Consider the following 20,785-nt stretch of genomic DNA (forward strand, 5'->3'; position numbering starts at 1 on the left):
TGATATGACATCAAGCCAGGAGACGGGTCAGCAGCGCAGGCTGCTGCCCCGCTCATTCCGCAAGAACTGGGATCTCTATCTGCTCATTCTGCCGGTTGTTCTCTACTTTCTTCTTATTAAATATCTGCCGATGTACGGCATCCAGATTGCCTTCAAGGATTTCTCCGCAGCCAAGGGTATCTGGGGCAGCGACTGGGTCGGCTTCAAGCACTTTATTCGTTTTTTCAATAATTATCAGTTCTGGACGCTAATCAAGAACACGATTGGCATCAGCCTGTACCAGATCGCCGTTGCCTTTCCGATTCCGATCCTATTCGCCCTGCTGGTGAACGAGGTCCAGAGCAAGTGGTTCAAGAAAAGTGTGCAATCCATCACGTTTATGCCCCACTTTCTATCAACGGTTGTGCTGGTTGGCATGCTGATGGCCTTCCTGTCACCTTCTACGGGACTGTTCAACAATGTCATTCGTTTGTTCGGCGGCGACCCGATTTATTTCATGACGGAACCCGGCATGTTCAAGTCCATCTATGTGTTCTCGGATATCTGGCAGAACATGGGCTTCGCCTCCGTCCTGTATATTGCAGTGCTGGCGGGTATCGACAAATCGTTGTACGAGGCGGCCATGATTGATGGCGCGACCAAGCTGCAGCGACTGATCCATATTGCGATTCCGTGCCTGATTCCGACGGCGATTATCATGCTGATCTTCCAGTTCGGCTCGATGATGGATATCGGCTTCGAGAAGATTTATCTGATGCAAAATGACCTGAACCGTTCCGCCTCGACGGTCATCTCTACGTATGTGTATGAGATTGGCCTGCTGGGCTCGCAATTCAGCTTCTCGGCAGCGGTCGGTCTGTTCAACTCGGTGATCAATTTCGTACTGATCATCATCGTCAACGCCGCAGCGAAGCGGATCAGCGGCACGAGTCTGTGGTGATGGAGGAAGCTAATTAATGGAACATACAAAAGCAACAAGTGTCGGCGACCGCATCTATGATGCCGTCATCTATACGATTCTGAGCGTGGTTATGCTCGGCACCTTGTACCCGCTGCTCTACATCGTCAGCGCCTCCATCAGTGATCCGCTGGCGATTGCGCGGGGCGAGCTGTGGCTATGGCCCAAGGACATTACCTTTGGCGCCTATGAGCGGGTATTGCAAAATCCAGATATTCTGACAGGCTATCGCAACTCGATTATTTATCTGGTGGTCGGCACATCCATCAACCTGGTGATGACGACGATGGGGGCCTATGCGCTCTCGCGCAAGGATTTTAGAGGACGTTATGTGTTGACCCTTCTTTTCACCTTCACCATGCTGTTCAACGGCGGGCTCATCCCCACGTACCTGGTGTACAAAAATATGCTGGGTCTGTACAACAATCTGTGGGTGATGGTCATTCCGGCGGCGGTGAGCATCTGGAATCTGATTATTATGCGGACCTATTTTCAGACCTCGATCCCCTATGAGCTGCAGGAAGCCGCCTTCATGGACGGCTGTAGCAATGTACGGACGCTGGTGACGATCATCCTGCCGCTCTCCAAGCCGATTCTCGCCGTCATGGCGATGTATTACGGGGTAGCGCACTGGAATTCGTATTTTACGGCACTTATTTATCTGAACGATTCCTGGCGACAGCCGCTGCAGATGGTCATCCGGAGTCTGTTAATTCAGGAGGATATGGGGGCCATGGCCGGCGGCAGCGGCGAGAGTATCGTGGAGCAGCTGCTGCTCGTCGAAAGCATGCGGTACGCGATTATTGTGGTCTCCAGTTTGCCGATGCTGCTGGTTTACCCGCTCGTGCAGAAGCATTTTGTCAAAGGCGTCATGATTGGCGCAGTCAAAGGTTAATCAAACTTAGGAGAACGGGAGAGTGCTGATGGAAGGCATACAACAGGAAGCGGAACAGACGGAGCTGCTCAGCCGCGGCAAGCGGGCGTGGGCGGAGGACACAGTGGCGGGCCATGAGGCGCAACTGGCTGTAGACGGACAATCGGACACATGCTGGGCCGGAGCCCCCTACTATAAATGGTGGAAGATGGATCTGGGCGGGCCGTGCCATATCGAGAGGATCTTCCTCCGGACTGAGGCGCAGGGCGAGATGGAGAGCTATACCCGATATTTCATTGAAGTAAGTGACGATGATCTAAACTGGTCTCTGGCAGCAGAGCATACCGAGACGGCAGCGCCGGCTCCTGGCGGACTGAGCTATCCTGTGGATCTGGAAGGGCGTTATGTGCGGGTGACCTTGACTTATTGCTCGTCCGGGGAGACGGTGAGAATCTATGACCTGGAAGCCTACGGGCGGCAGTTGTCCAGTCGTCAACCGGTCATTGACCGCCGCGCGCCGCGCAAGTTCGCTGCTGCCGATTACGACGAAGCGTCCGGCTTTGCGCGCTTTGAAGCCGATGATGTGGAGCCGGGCACGACCTATGCTGCCCTGCGTAGCGGTACAGAAGGAAGCTGGCTGCTCTACCGCAATGTCGATCTGTCGGATATCGGCGTGGATCAGCTGCGCGGAATGTTCGGCTTCGCCGATCTGGACAAATCCAAGCAGGTAGTGCTGGAGGTCCGACTGGATCACCTGGATGGGGAATGCGTGGGCGAGCTGATCCTGTTCAAGCAGTGGAAGCGCTGGTCCAATCTGGCGGGCCAGCTGACAGCTGCAGAGCCGGAGCAGCTAAGCGGTGTGCGGGATATCTATCTTGTCTTGCGCGATGTCGCGCCGGGACAGGAGCTGCTTATTCACTGGCTGGCGTTTGCCAAGGGAACGGCGCTGCCCCAGCCCCAGCCGCGGGCGGAGGCCTTGCCGGAACCGGCTGGCGAGTACCGGATTTATTTTGGCAATCTGCACAGTCACACCGGTCTCTCGGATGGAATCGGTACGCCCGATGAGGCCTATGATTATGCCCGCTATACGGCGGGGCTGGATTTTCTGGCGATTACCGAGCACAGCAATCTGTATGATCACGATCTGGATTGGGCCCGCAGCCGCAAATGGGTGGATATCCAGCGGACGGCAGCGCGCAAGACCGAGGAGGATGCTTTTCTGGCGCTCTATGGCGCCGAGACGACATGGTACAACCAGTTTGGCCACATGAACACGTATAATATGGATTGCTTCATTAATGCTTATGAAATCAAATATAATGACATCGCTCATTATTATCATACAATCAAGCAATATCCGGATTCGATTCAACAGTGGAACCATCCGTGGTCCTGCGGCAACCGTCACCTGGACGGATTCGACCCGTATGATCCGGAGCTCGATGAAGTGATGCATATGATCGAGATTAATCCGATCGAATCCAAGGAGCTCGGCGGCCTGTACTACTATGTGATGGCGCTCGATAAGGGCTGGCATGTAGCCCCTGTCGGCAGCCAGGACAATCATCACGGACAGTGGGGAACACAGAATACGCTGCGCACCGGCATTCTGGTTGATCGCCTGACAACTGCCGACTTCTATGATGCCGTTCGTCATCAGCGGGCCTACTTCACCTCGGCGCTGCACCTTAGCGTGTGGTTCAGAATCAACGGCGCGATTATGGGATCAAGAATTCCGCGTACGGAGACGGCCGATATCGAGGTTCATGCGCTCTACAGTTTGCCAACCGGCCATCGTATCGTTCGCATGGAGCTGATTGGTGAGCAAGGTCAGGTACTGCATGCTGCAGACCACGACAGTGATGAACTGCATTGCCAGTTAACGATAAGCTGGCCTGACCGCTACTGCTTCGTCAAGCTCTATCAGGAGGATGGCGAATTCGCGGCCACCGCGCCGGTCTGGTTCGAAGATTAAGGAGCTGAGGCATGATGGGTTGGATCGGTGAACAGCTGCTCGCGCATCTCATGCAGTACGGTGAAGTCTATCTGCGAATTACGTTGAGCGCGTTCTGCGGCTTCGTCATCGGGTGGGATCGGGAGGCCAAGAGCAAGCCGGCAGGGCTGAAAACCTACATGTTCGTCTGCGTAGCCAGTGCGCTCATCACGGTCATCTCGATCTACAGCGTCGGCAAGCTGAGCGGCGTGTACGCCAATACGATGATGGACCCGATGCGGCTTGCCGCCCAGATCGTGACAGGGCTCGGGTTTCTGGGGGCGGGTGTGATCCTCAAGGATGGCTTGCAGGTCAAGGGTCTAACGTCGGCTGCGATGATCCTTTTTGTTGGAGGCATTGGTATTGGGATTGGGGCAGGCTTTTATGGCGTTGTGGTGTTTGCTGTTGTGCTGTGCATGACGCTGGCCCGGGTCGCCAACCGGATCGAAAAACGGCGCTATCGCAAGCATGTGGCGCTGCACACGCGACGTTCAGAATTGGATGCCAGCAAATAAGGCGTCAGGTTTCCTTCATGTGATTGACAATCGACTGGCTATATTATAACGTTATGACCAGTTGATAGAGGCATGTGTCATTTCCTATGGCTCGTGCTGTTGAAGGAGGAAACGACGTGCTGGACGATACCTTGCCGGTGACGCTGCAGTTTCAGCTGCGAGGCAAGCTTCTGGAGAAGATCGAGGGCCGGGTCTGGACACCGGGAACCCAAATTCCCAGTGAGCGGGAGCTGTGTGCGGAATATGGCGTCAGCCGGATTACGGTCCGTGAAGTATTAAAAACGCTGGTACAGGAGGGCTATTTGACGCGCAAGCAGGGCAAGGGGACCTTTGTGGCCCTGCCTAAGTTCGAGCATGAGCTGACAAGCTCATACAGTCTCTCCCAGGAGATTGAGAAGGAAGGGCTGGATTCCCATTTTCAAATGCTGAGCTTTCGCAGAATTAGCGCGCCCGGGCCTGTGCAGGCGGTCTTGGGACTGAGCAGTTCAGATGAGGTGTGCGAGGTGACCCGGCTGCGCTTCATCGGAGGCGAGTTGTTTGCCTGGGAGCGGGCCTACACGCCGAGCGCGCTGATGATGGATGCGACCGAAGCGCAAATCGAGCAGGAAGGGTTGTACTTCACCATCTACCGCTGCTCGGGCCTGATGGCCGAAGAGGCAGAGGTCGAGGTGGAGGCGGTCAATTGCTCCGATGAGATTGCGGCCTTGCTTAAGTTGAAAAAGAAAGCGGCCGTCCTCTACCTGCGGCGCGTCACAACCGCAAAGGACCGCTGCATCGAGTATTGCGAGAGCTACGTGCGCAGTGAAACCTACAAGTACAAATACAAACAACGGCTTCGCAAAAAGCCGTATGAAAGTGCAGCTTACGGTTCGAAGTAAGGGCAAGGGCTGCTCGGGGATAGAAGTCGCAAGGCAGTCGATTCTGTGGCGGGGGTGTCAAGCGCCCGCCGTGATTCGACCAGGCCGAGGATTTGGGAGAAACCACTGCCGGAAGGGAGGGGATGCCGAACGAGGTAAGGATAACGGCTTAATAAGTCTGAATATTCTGTCTAATTAAGGTTTGACCAGCAACCGTCTTGGCAGATTTTTAGGAAGCCCGGAATGCATACCCGCCGAGGCCTTGTTTCGTCATGCCCAATTCAAAGGAGGCTTTATCTTGAATCTTAGAAAACGTTGGCTTCAGCTTACGCTCTCCCTTGCTCTTGTACTGTCCCTGGTCCTTGGTGTACCGTCCTATCCCCTGCAGTCGGTGCATGCCGTCTCCGTGTCCGGGGCAACGGCAATCCAGAGCGTTGCCGATCTGGAGCTGATCCGCGCGCAGCCGGACGGCGACTTCCGGCTGACCTCGGATATTGTTTTGAGTGGCGTATTCACACCGATTCCCGAATTCACAGGCACGCTGGATGGCGACGGTCACAGCATCAGTGGATTGTCCATTACTGCTACCGCTGCTCAGCCCAAGGCGGCGTTCATCGTTGTCAATCATGGACGGATTGAGCGGGTTGCCTTCGAGTCGGTAGCGGTTACCGGTCTCTCGACGGACTCCACCTACTGGGCTGGCGGCATCGTCGCGACCAACCGCGGCGAGATCCGCGAGAGCTATGTCACCGGCACCGTGACAGGCGGCTATCGCAGCGCTGGCGTCGCCGTTACGAACTACGGCGTGATTCGCCATGTCTATGCCGATGTGGAAGTGAGTGCGCGAGTGGAGAGCGGCGGCTTGGTTGCAGTAGCCGAGCCGGGCTCGCTGCTGGAGCAGTCCTATGTGCTGCCAGACGTGTATTCGCAGGAGAACAATACCGGCGGTATCGCCGCTTACGCCTATAGCGGCGCCATTATCCGCGATAACGCGGTGCTTGTCGGAACCATTGATAACGGCGGCGGCAGCAACATTGGCCGTATCGTAGGCCGAGTCAACGGGACGCCGACGCTTCAGAATAACCGGGCCTCGCAGCAGACACTGGTGCAGGGAAGTCCGGTGAGCGGCGGCGGGCTCTCGGATTCACAAGGCCTCACGACGGCAGCTGCTGACTTGGGTCGTCCTGAGGTGTATGTGAACAGCCTGGGCTGGAGCTTCTCCACCTCATGGCAATGGAGTGCTGCCTTGGCACGGCCACAGCTGCGGGGTGTGCAAGAAGCTGCACCGACACCGATTGCTACAGCAGCACAACTGGAGCTGCTTCGGACTAATCCGGCTGGCGATTATGTGTTGACAGCTGATATTGCGTTGACGGGGGCTTTTACCCCCATTCCCGTGTTCAGTGGAACGCTGGACGGTGACGGCCACCGCATTAGCGGGTTGCAAGTAACGGCAACTACGGCTCGGCCCCGTGCGGCACTGATTGTCGACCATGAGGGTGTCATTGAGCGGCTCGGCGTTGTCGATGTGGACATTACGGGACTGAACACCAACTCGACCTACTGGGCTGGAGGCCTGGTGGCTGCGAATCATGGGGTGATCCGCGAGAGCTTCGTCACTGGCGAGGTAACAGGCGGTTACCGGAGTGCCGGCATGGTGGTTACCAATTACGGCACTGTCCGCGATGTCTATACGGATGTACAGGTCCGCGCAGAGGTGGAGGCAGGCGGCCTGGTGGCGGTATCGGAGCCGGGCTCGCTACTAAGTGGCTCGTATGTTGTGCCGGATGTCCGTTCGGTGCAGAACAACACGGGCGGGTTGACAGGCTATGCCTATGCGGGAGCGGTGATTCGTGACAATGCCGTGCTTGGTGGAACAATCGACAACGCCGGAGGCAGCAATATTGGCCGGGTCGTTGGACGGATGAACGGTATCCCGACCCTGCAGAACAACCGGGCCTCGCAGCAGGCACTGGTGCAGGGGAGCGCGGTGAGTGGTGGCGGCCTGACGGATCCGCAGGGATTGACTGTCAGTGTGAATGCTCTGCAACGGCCCGCCCTCTATGAGCAGGAGCTGGGGTGGGATCTGTATGCGGCATGGACCTGGAGCGCGGGACTGTCGCGGCCACAACTGCGGACTACGCCGGAGAGCGCTCCAGTGGTCATCGCCACGGTTGCGGATCTGGAGCTGCTTCGCAGCAATCCGGCAGGGGATTACCGACTGACTGCAGATCTGGTCATGACCGAGGCCTTCGAGCCGATTCCGCTCTTCAGCGGCACGCTGGATGGCAACGGTCATACCGTGACAGGTCTCCTGACGATTGCCCGCGCAGATCGGCCCGCCTCGGCGTTAGTCGTCGAGTTGACGGGTCAGGTTGAGCGTCTTGGGCTGGTGGAGACGGCCATCGTCGGCAGTAATGGGGCGACCTCGCATTGGGCCGCAGGGTTCGCAACGGTCAACCGTGGCACGATTCGTGAGAGCTTCGTTACTGGCGTGGTCACAGGCGGCTACCGCAGTGCAGGGATTGCGGTCCACAACTATGGACGTATTTTGAATAGCTACGCTGATCTGATCGTCAAGGGACGCGGTGAAGCTGCCGCTCTGGTGGCTGTAGCCGAGAGCGGCTCGCTGCTGGAGAGCTCTTATGCCAAGCCGAATGTATATTCGGAGCTTAACAATACAGGCGGACTGACTGCCTACGCCTACACGGGAGCGACGATCCGGCGCAATGCACTACTTGCCGGAACCATCGACAACGGAGGCGGCAGCAACATTGCCCGGGTGAGCGGACGCGTGAATGGCACGCCGGTGTTCGAGGGCAACCGGGCTTCGGAGAATGCGCTGGTTCAGGGACTGCAGGTGACCGGCGGCAGTGCGACCAACCGGCAAGGCCAGTCTGTTACGGATCAGGTTCTTGCACTGCAATCGACGTATGAAGGGACACTTGGCTGGGACTTCGACCGTATCTGGCAGATGCAGCCCCAGACGCAGCGTCCTGTGCTTCAGGGATTCTCGCCCGTGCCGGAGCAGGAGCCGCATCCCATCCTCTATCGCGTGTTCCGCGACGAGAGTCAGACCCTCTCGGCGGGTGTCTCGCACCGGCAGATGGATTTCATCGACAGCGTTGGGCATGTGCAGAAGGCGAATATCATTGATGCCGATCTGACGCTGCCCCAGAACAAGATTATTGTTGGCGTCAAAAACAATCAGGTCCCGCCAACCGACGAGAATGGCAACTACATCCGCATCGAGGATGAGAACGGATCGGATACGATTCGCGGCACAGTCCCGGAGCAGATGGAGACGACCGTTCTGCCGGGTCGCGAGGTGATCGCTGGTGTGAATGGCGAGTTCTACACCGAGCAGGGGCCGGAAGGCTACATGATCAAGGACGGCTCGGACATCATCAACGGTGTACGGGTGCCGGGTGTCGATGGCAAGAACTATCCGTTCCACGGGTTCTTCGGCATCCGAGATGATGGCACGCCTGTCATTGGCAATTACAGTGATGATTGGGAACGGGAGAAGGATGACTTGTTCCAAGCTTCGGGAGGTCAATACTGGATGGTCCAGAACGGCGTGGTCCAGGACTTCAATGGTCTGGTCATCTCGGATGAGAATCATCCGGACTTCGACTACGAGACCTACTACCGCCACAAGGACCGCCATCCACGTACCGCTGCAGGCATCCGGGATGACGGGACCGTCTTCTTCGTCGTCATTGACGGACGGGGCGCCAATGGATCGGTGGGCTTCTACATCGAGGAGTTGGGGTTATACATGAAAGAGCTGGGCGCAGAAGAGGCGATCAACATGGATGGCGGCGGCTCGTCGACTGCCGTCACGCGCAATGCCATCTCCGGTGTATATGAGGTGAAGAACACACCGATTAATCGGGTGGATGGGGTGAACACGCCGGGCGTGGCCCGGCGCGTCTTCTCCTCGCTGTTCGTCGTAGTGGACCAGCCAGCAGAGTAACTACGCAGCTTAGCGCCGGCCTTCGGGCCGGCGTTTTTTGCTATAGGTAGATGCAAATGAGCTGGACGAAATATCGACAATTAATCGAGCTTGCCTTTTAGGGCCGGCAATAGTTAAATACTGTATGGAGTGTCTCAAAATTCAGATCGCTTTTGGAGGTGGTGTCCCTGTATTACACGCTGACAAAACGAATTGCTTATTCCATGATCATATTCGGGGTGTTGCTACTTATCTTTGGCTTGTGGCAATACATGCCGAGGTCATTTTCATCAACGACACCAGATCATGTGTTTATGTCGATAATAGCAAAAAGAATAGCGTTTCCTATTTCGGGACTTATATTAACTAGTATCGGTTATACGTTTTTGAAATTCGTTCGTGAAAGTGAAGAACAATCGGAATTGCTTAGAGATGAATTAAGTCTGCTAACAAAAGTGGTTGAACAGATGCAGAGGGAGCCATAACTAAATGGATATTAGCAGCAATAGCTAAGTTAAGGAAGAAGAAGCTAAAGAGAAGCTCGGAATTTAAATACCATTAAAGAAGTCTAAAGAAGACCCTGAGGCTTTAAAAATTCACATTCAAAACCCGATCGCTAAGTGTTCCGAGTTTATCAATTTCTTTGAAAGATTTGCGAAAAATATCAGCAAGTGCTTCATAACGCTTGTGATTGTTAGTAGATAAAATTTCAAGGGTAAAAGATTCACGAACAACCGAAAACGCAGCGTGTGCATCATCAAGAATAATTGCTGATAACTTTTGTGGGTTTAATTCTCCACGGATACCAAACTTCCTTATGCCATTAAATAAGGCTTTACATGTTCCCACCATGATAGCATTCCCATTAATAAACTCATCGTCTAGAGGTTGCCCTTTTGTGTACGGAACAGCGGGAATCCCATATTCTACAGCTTTCTCAAGTGTTTGTTGAACGAGTTGAGTAGTTGGTGTTAGATAAAGTACTGGCTCACCAGTTTCATTTAATGTCGATTGAGCCAACAGAAGTCCAACTAACGTTTTTCCACCTCCTGTATGCAACTTAAGGACAATGTCGCGTTCCGATCGGCGATCAAACCATGCCTGAAGAATTTCCGTTTGACTACTATAAAGATCATTAATCCCTAGCGGCTTGGGCAATCTACTTCCGTTGGATTGATTGACTTTGGCTTAATTTTTCGTGACCTAAGTTTCTTAAAGTCTACCATGAAATTTCCTCATCTCTTTTCCTTAATATTACCATTCGGCTCCTTTTATTTAAAGACTCAGCCAATATTTAGATCACGTTTTCGTAATGAGTTTTCGAAGATGCTCTCTAGCTCGTGACAGTCGCTTATATGTAGCAGTTTCTGTAATATTAACGATTTCACCGATTTCTTTACAACTCTTGTCTTCTACATAAAATAAATTAAGTACTTGGCGGTTAGTAGTTCCGAGTTCCTTGAGAGCCTCATGCAACCCTTCTAGTCTCCACTTTTCTTCTAAGACTGATTCGACGACATTTTTCTCGAATTTCTCATAGAGAGGACCAATAGCGGCAAGCTGTTCTTTTTCTCTGTTAGTCTTTCGTATAAAGTCAATTGCAGTAGTGTAAGCAACACGCTTCATCCAAGCAGGTATATTTTTAATGGATTGAAGATGAGGTGCTTTTAGTATGACTTTTAAAAAACTTTCGTGAATTAAATCTTCAGTGAGTGCGTGATCGGCAAGCAGAGCATATAAGTCTTGGTAAACGATTGTACGGTGTTTTTTGTAGATGCTTTCCTGTTGGTCTTTTTCCAATTCATCATAAGGCCTGTGCAATAAATCAAACCATTGCTTCTCCATTAATGGGCACGCTCCTCCCCAACTTTATGTTGAATGGCTCTTATCATTTTAAGGAACAAGAAAGATGGATAAATGACCTTCCAAAATCTAGTATAACTTAACGAAAAAAATTTGGTAGAAAAGGTCAGGATTTGCCACTACTATTCGTTATATATACAGGAGCTTCTAATAGGAGTTCTATTAATTATTTATAGTCGGAACTGAAATTTCATTTTAAAGGGGGCCAGAAGTTAAAAAATTTATTGGATTTTGTAAAAGGTATTTGTGTTCAGTGTTGCTACAGTGAATAGCGTAAAAATAGCTGTGGGAATGTCTAGCTGAAGTTCTGCATCCAGTTAAAGCTAAGCCAATGTTTTTAATTTATTTGAATCGTTGTGATGTGGTAGCTTATCTAAATTAACAATTGAAAAACATGTCATCTACAGTAATGCCCGGTTTATTGGATTTCGAGAAAGGTAAGTGTTCAAACAAAATTGAATTAAAGGGAGAGACTTATGAATAAATTTCGGACAGTAATTAATATGTTGGCTGTTATCGCTCTTTCACTTTCCCTCGTTTCTGCAACTGCTTTTGCCGAAAACATTGACAATGGCCAAATGCCGCGTCTTGAATCAAATTTTTATGCAACCCCTGATGAAGATTTAGAGAGGCAACTTGAATATAGTAGAGAAATTGTTCAGAAGCATCAGCGGTATCGGCAGGCAAATAACCTTGATTCATCCGATCAAGCAATACGCAATGCTCTTAACTCCGATAATGCTCGTGAATCGATTATGAAATATAGCATTGCACTAACAGAAGAAGAAGAAAGCTACATTCAGCATAGAGATGAGCTTATGGTTAAATATGGAGATCAAATTTCCAATATTCTGAAGGAAAACGGCGTCAAAGTGACTAGAGGTCCCAATAATGAGCTTATTGAGAAATATAGTGATGTAGGTACTTTCCATCAAGAGAAGGCAGACGGTTTAAAATTCGTTGTTGGTTTAGTTAATAACGAAAAAGCAAACCAGATTCAAAAGATAATTGAAGAATTTGTTCCGGAGGAATACTTAGAAATTAGACAAGTGAATTTTTCAGAGGCAGAACTTGTTGCGGCGTATGAGGCAGTGATAAATGAAAGCAACCAGCGTAGAATTCCGTTTGAAACTGTGGCTGTGAGAATTAAGGAAAATGTGGTTGAAGTGCAGGTTGAGCAATATGAACAAGCAAGTCAACTGCTCGCAGGAAATTCCCTAAAGGCTTTAACAGCAGAAGATCCAAATATTTTCAAAGTAGTGGTAGGCAGGTCAAATGAAGAATTGAAAGCAAGAACGACTAAACTTGATATAATGGCTGGTGGGCTACTGATTGATGATAATGCCAGCGATTCCCAAACAGGCAATGCTGGCTACTGTACAATCGGAACCCTGGCGACGAAAAATAGCGATCGGTTTATTATAACGGCGGGCCACTGTTTAGCGAGTTGGTCATCCACCATTTTTCAAGGTGGAGAGGCCGTTGGGACTAAGCATTATCAATATAATGGAAATGGTGCTGATGTGGGCGTTCTTAAAGTTTCATCTGGTAAAAGCATTTCAAACTATGTCTATAAATACTCATGGACGGATAGCAGGATATCATCCTATCAGTCGAGTTCAAGTTCACTTTCTGTAGGAGCTAACATATGTCTATCAGGTGCAACCACTGGTTTCAATTGCGGGGAAGTTACAGCAGTAAACATTACATCGCTTGGGAATAGTGGATACATGGAAACTGACATTGTAGCTCAAGGAGGTGATAGCGGAGGTACTATGTATTATAACGGTGTATTGATAGGCCTTCTCAGATCAGGTGACGGCGCGACTTATTCAAGATTTTCTCATATCGCAAATGCTAAAGCTTTGGGAGGGGATTGGGCGCCGTACACATCCAACTCCATACAGTAAGAGGTTAAAAAGCAAAAGCGATCCGCATTGGATCGCTTTTGCCTTTTCAACTTTAATTGATTACATTGACTTCGGTGGCAATTGAAGTCGTAGGGTTAGTATTCAAATGTTCTGTATAGGTTGTAAATTTTATTTTCGAACCGATTTTCAACGCATCGTAATCAAATGAAGTTTTGTCTATATCTAGCCACTGTACCTCATATTTTTTTGACTTAATAATTTCATCAGATGTTTGAGCCAATATCGTTTCAAAATTGTCCAAATCGGTTTTTTTCACATCTTCTGTAATCAATAGCATCTTTTTTCCTTCAAATTCTAGTTTGCTTAGTACAATTGCCTCTGAAGTACGAAAATCGTTTGAAGGTTGTTCTGAATTGCTGCTGCTGTTGTTGCTACTACTACAGCCGGTGATTAACAAAAAGGAAATCAAGGTTAGGACCATATACTTCATTTTATTCACCTCTCACTTTTTTATATAAAAGACGGGTCAATCGTAGCAAAGGTTGCAGTATCTTACATAAAGATGGAAACTACTCATAGTGTCTCGAAAAGCATGCTTTTGGGGATACAGAAAATAAGCCTGTAAAGGTGTTTCAAAAAGCCTTATAATTGATTTAGGGATGTTCCGAAAATAAATATCACTTTTTGAAACATATTATAGGAGGATCACAGGTTGAAAATTGCATGTGGAAGGGTATCATCGAAAGACCAAAATCCTCAGCGTCAGATCTTGAAGTTTAGAGAGCTTGGGGTAGACGAACGGTATATATTCGTAGACAAACTAACCGGCAGAAATTTTGAACGTCCGCAATATCAAGCGATGCGCCTACTCATTCGAGAAGGGGATTTAATCTATATGGATGCCCTGGATCGTCTTGGGCGGGACTATGATGGCATCATAAGCGAATGGAAATACATCACCCGTCAACTGAACGCCGATATCGTCTGCTTGGATAATCAAGAGTTATTCGACTCAAGGAAATTCAAAACCATGGGAGATATCGGGAATTTACTAGAAGACCAGTTTTTGAGCATGCTGGCTTATGTGGCTGAACAAGAAAGGAAGAAGAATCGTGAACGGCAAGCGGAAGGGATCGAGGTGGCCCGCGCTGACGGAGTGAAGTTCGGACGTCCCAAACATGAAATCGATCAGCATTTCATTCAATCCTACGCTGCATGGAAAGGTGGGGACTTTACCGCGAAAGCAGCCATGCTCAAACTTGGCATGAGCCGTACGACGTTCTATCGCCGCGTAAAGGAATATGAGGACAGATTTAAGAAATAGTGTAGCAGTAAATCGTTGACGCCGCAGATGTCCGAATCAACTGCCAAAACGCATCTGGATGCAGCATATGAGCCCCCAAGTGGTGGAATAACTGCCAAACTGCATTTGGATACGGCATTCTCAGCACTGGTGCGCGAAATAACTGCCATATTGTATCTGGAGCCCGCGCCCGCCAGTCGCAAATTAACTCCCAAAGCGCATCTAGTGTAGGTGTGCGTTTGCGTTACCACGTGCATTATACTCGAAATTTCGTGTTCAGTAGCCGGATGGGGTGGCGCGGCATCCAACGAACACGAAATTTCGAGTTTATTTTGGAGAAAATGGGGTTTTGGGTGGAATGTATATGAAAAATCGTGTTTATTGCGTACTTTTTCGGAAAATCAGCGAAATAAGTATGAAATTTCGTGTTTGTTGTGTTCGTTGTGTTCGTTGCTAACGGGCTGCTTAACGGGGGGCTCCAATGTCTGCAACTTACCGACTGCGAACGCCGCCCCACGCTCTTCAACTTACTCGACTCCCAACCACATACACCGCCCCCATACGCCCACTTCACCACCTCACCAAACTCCCTCCGCTTACTCCTTCACCGAACCAATCAGCAGCCCTTTGATGAAGTACTTCTGCAGGAACGGATAGAACAGTACGATCGGTCCGATCGTCAGGATCGCCGTCGCCATTTTAACCGACTCACTCGGCAATACCGCGTTGATGCCCAGGTCCATGGTGCTCTGCATCGACTGGATCATACTAATTTCCGAATTCAACTTAAATAGCAGATACTGTAGCGGATAGAGCGACTCGCGGTCCACCAGCATGATGGCGTTGAACCAGTTGTTCCAGTACGAGATCCCATAGAACAGCGTGATGGTCGCCAGCACCGGCAGACTGAGCGGGAAGAAAATACGGAATGCGATGAAGGCATCGCCTGCCCCATCAATCCGAGCGGCTTCCGTCAGGGACTGTGGGATCTGCCGCATATAGTTGCGAACCAGGAACAAGTTGAACGGATTGAACAGCAGTGTCGGAATGATGAGCGCCCAGATTGTGTTACGCAGGCCAAGTCCGGTGCTGATCAGGTACCACGGCACAATGCCCGTATTGAAAACCATCGTAATGAAGAAGAACACGGCCAGATGGTTGCGGTAGCGCAGATGGCTGCTGGAGAGCGTGTATCCAGCCAGTCCGGTGATCAGCACGGCGATTGCCGTACCGACCACAGTGATAATAATAGAGATCATATAGCTCTGATACAACGGCGTGCTGCCGAGCAGTAACAGATTGTAGGCATCAAACGAGAACTGCTCCGGCCACAGCTGGTACCCATTGCGCTGAATCGCCCGTTCATCGGTGAAGGACACCATCAGGACAAGCAGCATCGGCAACGTACAGGCTAGGGACACGAGTGTAATGAAGACATTATTCAGGCTGTTAAATAACCGGTTGGTTGCCATGGGGCTTCACCTCCTTTAGAATAGCGCATTATCCGGATTGATTTTGCGCACGAGCAGATTACTGCCAAAGACCAGGATAAAGCCGACAATCGCCTGGTACAGACCAATAGCCATGGCTTGGGCAGGGTTGCCAATATTGCGCAGTGATCGGAACACATACGTATCGATGACGTCCGTGGTCGGATAGAGCAAGCCGTTGTCTTTGACGATGGCGTAGATCATGTCAAAGCTGCCGTACATAATTTTGCCCAGCGCCAGCAGGGACAGAATGGAGATGGTTGGCATCAGCAGCGGCAACGTAATGTGACGAATCAGCTGCCAGCGGCTGGCCCCGTCAATGCGTGCGGCTTCGTAGTAGCTGCCGTCGATTCCCGTAATGGCGGCCAGATAGATGACGAGCGAGATCCCGATATCCTTCCATACATTAGCGCCGACCAGAATCGCGGTCCAATACTCAGGGGAGGCGTACCAGTTAATAGACTGCATATCCAAGAATGCCAGTAGCCGATTGGCAATGCCGAACTCCGTGGAGAAGATACTGTAGACGATGTAACTGACCACGACCCAGGAGAGAAAATGGGGAAACAGGATCGTCGACTGCGTCACTTTGGAGAACAGCCGGCTGCGCAGCTCATTGAACAGAATGGCAAGAATTAGGGCGCATACCGTACCCACGATAATAAACAGCATGTTCAACTTGATCGTCGTCCACGTGATCTGCCACGCCCTCGGCGAGGCGAAGAAGAACCGGAAATTGTCCAGGCCGACCCACGGCGAGCCGAAGATGCCGGTTTTGTAATTGAATTTTTGAAACGCGATGATCATGTAAGGCATGGTCAGATACCCGAACACCAGCGTGTACAAAGCTGCCGGCAGGGCGAGCAGATACGCCATACGGTTTTTACGGAGCTCGCCAAACATCGAGAGTTTTTTGCCCGGTGGATTCATAGCTTCACGTCCTTACCTCGGTATAGTGGATGTGCCTGTACGGCTTGTGCTTATGTCTCCAAGTGTACGTACCGTTCAGGGCCGGGGTAAACTTTGAAAAGTCGATAACGTCTACAAATGTACAGTTTTGGCGCTTCATTTTTGAACAATTGATTCGAAATTGAACACTCGACTTCAATAATTAAGAATCCATCGGCTATAATCGTAGAATACATGGACGGAGGGGGAGCGAAACGGATGAAGAAGAGACACCGGTTAGTTCGGTACTCGGTATATCGCAGCATGATGGTTAGTTTTTTGCTCCTGACCTCGCTGATCATTGCGGTCGTATGCGGCGGCCTGTTCGCACTGTTCTCGTGGAGCACGGCCAAGGAAGTGGGCAATATCTCGGAATCGATGCTGCGGCAGAACAGTTATGTCGCCAAGGTCATCAAGGATCAGGTGTACAATTTGGGCAACCAGCTGCTCAACAACAAAGAAGTAATGGCGGCGCTGGTGGACCAGGACCGGAACAAAATTAAAGCGTTTCATGCCGTGAATGAGCTGCGGGCGATCCAGGCCAACTACCCTTTTATCCAGATGATCGGTCTCTACAACCCGGGGGCGGAGCAATATGTGAATACAAGCGGGGTGACCTATGAAGAGGAGTCCGTTCATCTGTCTCGGATCGAAGCGAGCCGCAGTGCGTACTTTAACTTTATCCCGCGTCAGGTGAGCACGCCGGCGACCGGCTCGGGGACGGCCAATGTGCTGACATTCCTGCTGCTCCCCAGCTATTACACGCAGATGCCGACGGGCGGTATTATTGTCATCAATATTGATGAGACGTACATCCAACGCATGATTGGCGGCTACAAAAACTATAGTACAGACTCGCTGTTCGTCATGAATGAAGAGGGTATGGTCATCACGCACTCGGATACGGAGCAGTTCATGCGCAGCGTCGCCGACCAGCCGTACACGGCTCGGGTACTGGCAGCAGAAGCGCCGACCGGTTACTTCAATATTCATATCGATGGCAAAAAAAACCTTGTCAGCTACGCCAAGTCCCAGGAGATGAACTGGGTGTTTGTCGGCATTAGCCAATACGATAACCTGCTCTTTAATATGAATGAGCTCCGCTGGTCGACGCTGGGAATTGCGCTGGCGATCTTCATCATCAGCTTGTTGATCTCGATCTGGCTGACGAATCACACGTATCACCCCATCCGCAATCTGATGGACAAGATTATTGGCCAGATGAAGACCGAGAAGGAGCTGCAGGCGGTCAACGAAGTGGAGCTGCTCGATACGACGTTCGCCGATATGAGCGGCCAATTGAGCGCGATGGCCTCTGCACAGGCATCGGCGCGACGGGCGGAGCTGGCGCATTATTTCAAAGGCAGCCAGTCAGCGCCGAGTCCGGCCCTGCAGCAGGAATGGGAAGGTGAGCGGCTGCTGACGGTGCTTATCCGGATTGATGCCTTCGAGCAGTTCCGGCGGGCGAATTCGGCCAAGCTGCAATCGCTCATGCATTTTGCCATCTGCAACATTGGCGAAGAGCTCGTTGGCATGTACTATCCATGCGGCGTGATGGTGATTGAAGAAGGGGAGATGGCGATGCTGGTGCGTCTGGATCAGGAGAAGTGCCCGGCGCAGCTGCTCGCACAGCTGGAAGAGCTGCAGAGCAAGGCGAGCAGCTATTTCAAGCTGGAGCTCTCCATGGGCGTCGGTTCGGTTGTGGCGTCGATGGACAAAATCCGGGAATCGTACCGATGTGCGCAGACTGCGCATGAGCAGCGGTTCTTTGATGGGACGGGACGAATCTACGTCTATGAGACTGCGTACGATGCCGAGACGGAGACGGAGGAGCGGGCCTATCCGGCCAAGCTGGAGAAAAAGCTCGTCGAAGCTATACGTGCGGGAAATACAGCCAAGTCTGAGGCTGAAGTAGACAGCCTGATCCGGGAGATCGAGCGCTGCGACTATCAGCAGGCGCTGTTCTACCTGCATCAGCTGGCGATGAGTCTCTACAAACAGTTCCATACGGGAACGTCCGAGGATGGCTCCGATCTACTGACGGCCTTCTTCCGGCGGTTGCCGGCATTCGAAACGTTGGAGGAGATTGGCGAGGAGCTGCGCGTCATCGCCGCCCAGCTCTCCGAGCGTCAGCAAAGTGCAGCCAGCCAGCAGAACAGCCAGGTGATCAGTGAGGTCATGGCCTATGTCCAGGCGAACTATGCCAAGCCCGATCTGTCGCTCGAATGGATGGCCGGACAGGTCAAGCTGTCCCGGGGTTATCTGGGCCGTCTGTTCAAGGCGCAGAGTGGCATGTCGTTCAGTGATTACCTCAATCAGGTGCGTCTGGAGCGGGCCAAAGAGCTGCTGCTATCGGACGAGCCAATCCAGCAAATTAGCGAGCAAGTGGGAATTTTGAATACGACTTATTTTTATACCTTGTTCAAAAAGTACTACCAAGTGTCACCTGCGCAATACCGGGCTTCACTGAGCAACAATTTGAAGGATGGAGCACAATAGTGAAGTCCCAATACGGAGTGCAAATGTGCGGAAAGCACAGGATTGAAGTTTACGCCCAGGCTGAATCTCCGATACGCTGAGAACAGATTCACACATCACAGGTGAAAAAGGGGATGCATGCGAATGAAGGGAACTCAACGACTTATGAAGCTGACTGGCACGGCGCTAGTCGTGTCGATGCTGGCTGCTTGCTCGTCGCCCGGTAATAACGCATCAGAAGGAACAACTGGCGGAGCCGGAGGCGAGGCGGGTACCAAGCCAGTTCGTTATCTGCTGCCGGGCAACGCACCACAGGATCTGGATACGGTTGTCGCGGCCATCAACGCGAAGCTTCAAGAAGATGGTCTCAATTTGACGTACGAGCCTACCTATATTCCATGGGATGTCTGGGATCAGAAAACCAATCTGATGATGTCGACTGGTGAGGAATTCGAGCTGGTAGCCATCATGCATGATGTCAAAAGTCCAAACGTGCTGGTAGGTAACGGCGGCATCGTTCCGATCGGAGATTTATTGGACGAGTACGGCCAGGATCTGAAAGCGGCAATGCCAGAGTGGATTTGGGAATCAGCGGTCGTTAACGGCGAGATTCATTATGTCCCTAACTTTTGGGCGGACACGGCCTTCAACGGTGGCATGGTCACCATGCGCAAGGATCTGGTGGAGAGCAATAACCTGAGTGCCCCTCGTTCTCCTGAGGAGCTGCTGGATACAGCGGAGGCCATCAAGCAGAACTGGCCCGAGGACGACAAAAATGTCTACATCAAAATGCTGAACGAGCCCGCGTACTATCTTCACAATACGTACGAGACGTTCCCGTTCACCGTCGTGGACAATGTGATCCGTGTGGATCAAGACGGCACAGTGAGCTCTTGGCTGGAGTCCGAGGAGTTCAAGAAGGATGTTGAGTTTATGCGGGCGGCTTATGAGCGTGGACTCGTCCATCCCGACGTGTTGACTGTACCGACCGAGGTCATGAACCAGGAGGAAATCGCCGGACGGTATCTGTTCCGTCAGGGCGACGTTGGCATCGGCGACAACGTTCGCGAGCGATTCCCCGGCGCAGAAGTCGATATTTACTATTTGGCGGATCAACCGCATTTCCGCTCGTATGCGATTCGGAACTCCAATGGCGTCTCAGCTACGAGTCCGCACCCGGAGGCGGCCATTCAGTTCCTGAACTGGGTGTACGGCGATCAGGAGAACTTTGATCTGGTGCTCTATGGGGTCGAGGGCGAGCATTGGAACGACGGCGGGCAGAATTTGCGCGAGACGCTCAAGTTCAATGACAATGGCGGATCGGCCTATGAGCTGGCGAGCTGGCTGCTGGGCCATGTCGAGATGAACCGCTATCCGGTCAACTATGACAAAAACCTGCTGGAGCGCCGCACGACCATCGCGGACGATGCAGATGTCGTGAACAGTGTGACGATCGGTTTCAACTTTGATCCGTCACCGGTTGCGGCGGAGTATGCGAATGTGTCTGCGGAGCTCAAGACTAGCGTCGAGCCGCTGCTCTATGGCGTCGTGAGCTACGACCAGGCGTATAGCGGCATGCTGGCCAATATGAAGGCAGCAGGACTCGATCGCATGATCGAGGAGTATCGCAAGCAGTTCGAGGCCTGGCAGGCTGAGGGGTAGAGGGGAAGCTAGAAG

General features: G+C 51.6%; 15 protein-coding genes. 10 read left to right on the forward strand and 5 right to left on the reverse strand.

The features are described 5' to 3' along the window. Positions 1–4: 4 nt before the first annotated feature. The 6 genes from F556_RS0119305 (at position 5) to F556_RS0119330 (ending at position 9,176) form a co-directional block, all read left to right on the forward strand. Positions 5–940, forward strand: coding sequence for an ABC transporter permease (locus F556_RS0119305; protein ID WP_020618638.1), 936 nt, complete (start codon positions 5–7; stop codon positions 938–940). A gap of 16 nt (positions 941–956) precedes the next feature. Beyond that, complete coding sequence (locus F556_RS0119310; RefSeq protein WP_020618639.1) at positions 957–1,853, forward strand: carbohydrate ABC transporter permease; 897 nt, start codon at positions 957–959, stop codon at positions 1,851–1,853. A 28-nt stretch (positions 1,854–1,881) separates the two neighbouring features. Then, complete coding sequence (locus F556_RS0119315; RefSeq protein WP_157272839.1) at positions 1,882–3,807, forward strand: CehA/McbA family metallohydrolase; 1,926 nt, start codon at positions 1,882–1,884, stop codon at positions 3,805–3,807. Between the two features lie 11 nt (positions 3,808–3,818). After that, entirely contained in the window at positions 3,819–4,340 is a 522-nt protein-coding gene (locus F556_RS34540) for an MgtC/SapB family protein (protein WP_020618641.1), read from the forward strand. 116 nt (positions 4,341–4,456) lie between these two features. Further along, the gene (locus F556_RS34545) at positions 4,457–5,218 is read left to right on the forward strand and encodes a GntR family transcriptional regulator (protein ID WP_020618642.1); all 762 of its coding nucleotides are present in this window, start codon (positions 4,457–4,459) and stop codon (positions 5,216–5,218) included. 277 nt (positions 5,219–5,495) lie between these two features. Beyond that, on the forward strand, positions 5,496–9,176 hold the full coding sequence (locus tag F556_RS0119330) for a phosphodiester glycosidase family protein (RefSeq protein ID WP_020618643.1): 3,681 nt from the start codon (positions 5,496–5,498) through the stop codon (positions 9,174–9,176). Between the two features lie 567 nt (positions 9,177–9,743). Here F556_RS0119330 and F556_RS0119340 read toward each other — a convergent pair. Next, positions 9,744–10,313 carry a DEAD/DEAH box helicase family protein gene (locus F556_RS0119340; RefSeq protein ID WP_245583096.1) on the reverse strand — a complete coding sequence of 190 codons (570 nt, stop codon included), beginning with the start codon at positions 10,311–10,313 and terminating at the stop codon, positions 9,744–9,746. A 141-nt stretch (positions 10,314–10,454) separates the two neighbouring features. Then, positions 10,455–11,000: an RNA polymerase sigma factor gene (locus F556_RS0119345; protein ID WP_020618646.1), complete on the reverse strand. Its 546-nt coding sequence runs from the start codon at positions 10,998–11,000 to the stop codon at positions 10,455–10,457. 494 nt (positions 11,001–11,494) lie between these two features. Between F556_RS0119345 and F556_RS0119350 the strand changes: the two genes are divergently transcribed. Then, on the forward strand, positions 11,495–12,928 hold the full coding sequence (locus tag F556_RS0119350) for a S1 family peptidase (RefSeq protein ID WP_020618647.1): 1,434 nt from the start codon (positions 11,495–11,497) through the stop codon (positions 12,926–12,928). A 52-nt stretch (positions 12,929–12,980) separates the two neighbouring features. Here F556_RS0119350 and F556_RS0119355 read toward each other — a convergent pair whose 3' ends face one another. After that, the gene (locus F556_RS0119355) at positions 12,981–13,379 is read right to left on the reverse strand and encodes a hypothetical protein (RefSeq protein WP_020618648.1); all 399 of its coding nucleotides are present in this window, start codon (positions 13,377–13,379) and stop codon (positions 12,981–12,983) included. Between the two features lie 222 nt (positions 13,380–13,601). On the opposite strand from F556_RS0119355, the gene F556_RS0119360 reads away from it, so the two are divergent. After that, positions 13,602–14,213 (forward strand): recombinase family protein, encoded by a 612-nt coding sequence (locus tag F556_RS0119360; RefSeq protein ID WP_020618649.1) that lies wholly within the window; start codon positions 13,602–13,604, stop codon positions 14,211–14,213. A gap of 575 nt (positions 14,214–14,788) precedes the next feature. On the opposite strand, the gene F556_RS0119365 is transcribed toward F556_RS0119360, so the two are convergent. Both F556_RS0119365 and F556_RS0119370 read right to left on the reverse strand, forming a co-directional pair. Beyond that, a complete protein-coding gene (locus F556_RS0119365; RefSeq protein ID WP_020618650.1) occupies positions 14,789–15,664 on the reverse strand; it encodes a carbohydrate ABC transporter permease in 876 nt (291 codons plus the stop codon). Between the two features lie 15 nt (positions 15,665–15,679). Then, the gene (locus F556_RS0119370) at positions 15,680–16,612 is read right to left on the reverse strand and encodes an ABC transporter permease (RefSeq protein WP_020618651.1); all 933 of its coding nucleotides are present in this window, start codon (positions 16,610–16,612) and stop codon (positions 15,680–15,682) included. A 237-nt stretch (positions 16,613–16,849) separates the two neighbouring features. Here F556_RS0119370 and F556_RS34550 point away from each other — a divergent pair, with 237 nt between their 5' ends. Both F556_RS34550 and F556_RS0119380 read left to right on the forward strand, forming a co-directional pair. Next, positions 16,850–19,129: a helix-turn-helix domain-containing protein gene (locus F556_RS34550; protein ID WP_020618652.1), complete on the forward strand. Its 2,280-nt coding sequence runs from the start codon at positions 16,850–16,852 to the stop codon at positions 19,127–19,129. 123 nt (positions 19,130–19,252) lie between these two features. Continuing rightward, on the forward strand, positions 19,253–20,770 hold the full coding sequence (locus F556_RS0119380; protein ID WP_020618653.1) for an extracellular solute-binding protein: 1,518 nt from the start codon (positions 19,253–19,255) through the stop codon (positions 20,768–20,770). Positions 20,771–20,785: the final 15 nt, after the last annotated feature.

This window comes from Paenibacillus daejeonensis DSM 15491 (assembly GCF_000378385.1).
GTDB lineage: Bacteria > Bacillota > Bacilli > Paenibacillales > Paenibacillaceae > Paenibacillus_D > Paenibacillus_D daejeonensis.

Coding starts and splice junctions, on each gene's coding strand:
- F556_RS0119355 (WP_020618648.1), bottom strand. CDS start 13,379: ATGAAGTATATGGTCCTAACCTTGATTTCCTTTTTGTTAATCACCGGC.
- F556_RS0119310 (WP_020618639.1), top strand. CDS start 957: ATGGAACATACAAAAGCAACAAGTGTCGGCGACCGCATCTATGATGCC.
- F556_RS0119345 (WP_020618646.1), bottom strand. CDS start 11,000: ATGGAGAAGCAATGGTTTGATTTATTGCACAGGCCTTATGATGAATTG.
- F556_RS0119365 (WP_020618650.1), bottom strand. CDS start 15,664: ATGGCAACCAACCGGTTATTTAACAGCCTGAATAATGTCTTCATTACA.
- F556_RS0119350 (WP_020618647.1), top strand. CDS start 11,495: ATGAATAAATTTCGGACAGTAATTAATATGTTGGCTGTTATCGCTCTT.
- F556_RS34540 (WP_020618641.1), top strand. CDS start 3,819: ATGATGGGTTGGATCGGTGAACAGCTGCTCGCGCATCTCATGCAGTAC.
- F556_RS0119370 (WP_020618651.1), bottom strand. CDS start 16,612: ATGAATCCACCGGGCAAAAAACTCTCGATGTTTGGCGAGCTCCGTAAA.
- F556_RS0119315 (WP_157272839.1), top strand. CDS start 1,882: ATGGAAGGCATACAACAGGAAGCGGAACAGACGGAGCTGCTCAGCCGC.
- F556_RS0119305 (WP_020618638.1), top strand. CDS start 5: ATGACATCAAGCCAGGAGACGGGTCAGCAGCGCAGGCTGCTGCCCCGC.
- F556_RS34550 (WP_020618652.1), top strand. CDS start 16,850: ATGAAGAAGAGACACCGGTTAGTTCGGTACTCGGTATATCGCAGCATG.
- F556_RS0119380 (WP_020618653.1), top strand. CDS start 19,253: ATGAAGGGAACTCAACGACTTATGAAGCTGACTGGCACGGCGCTAGTC.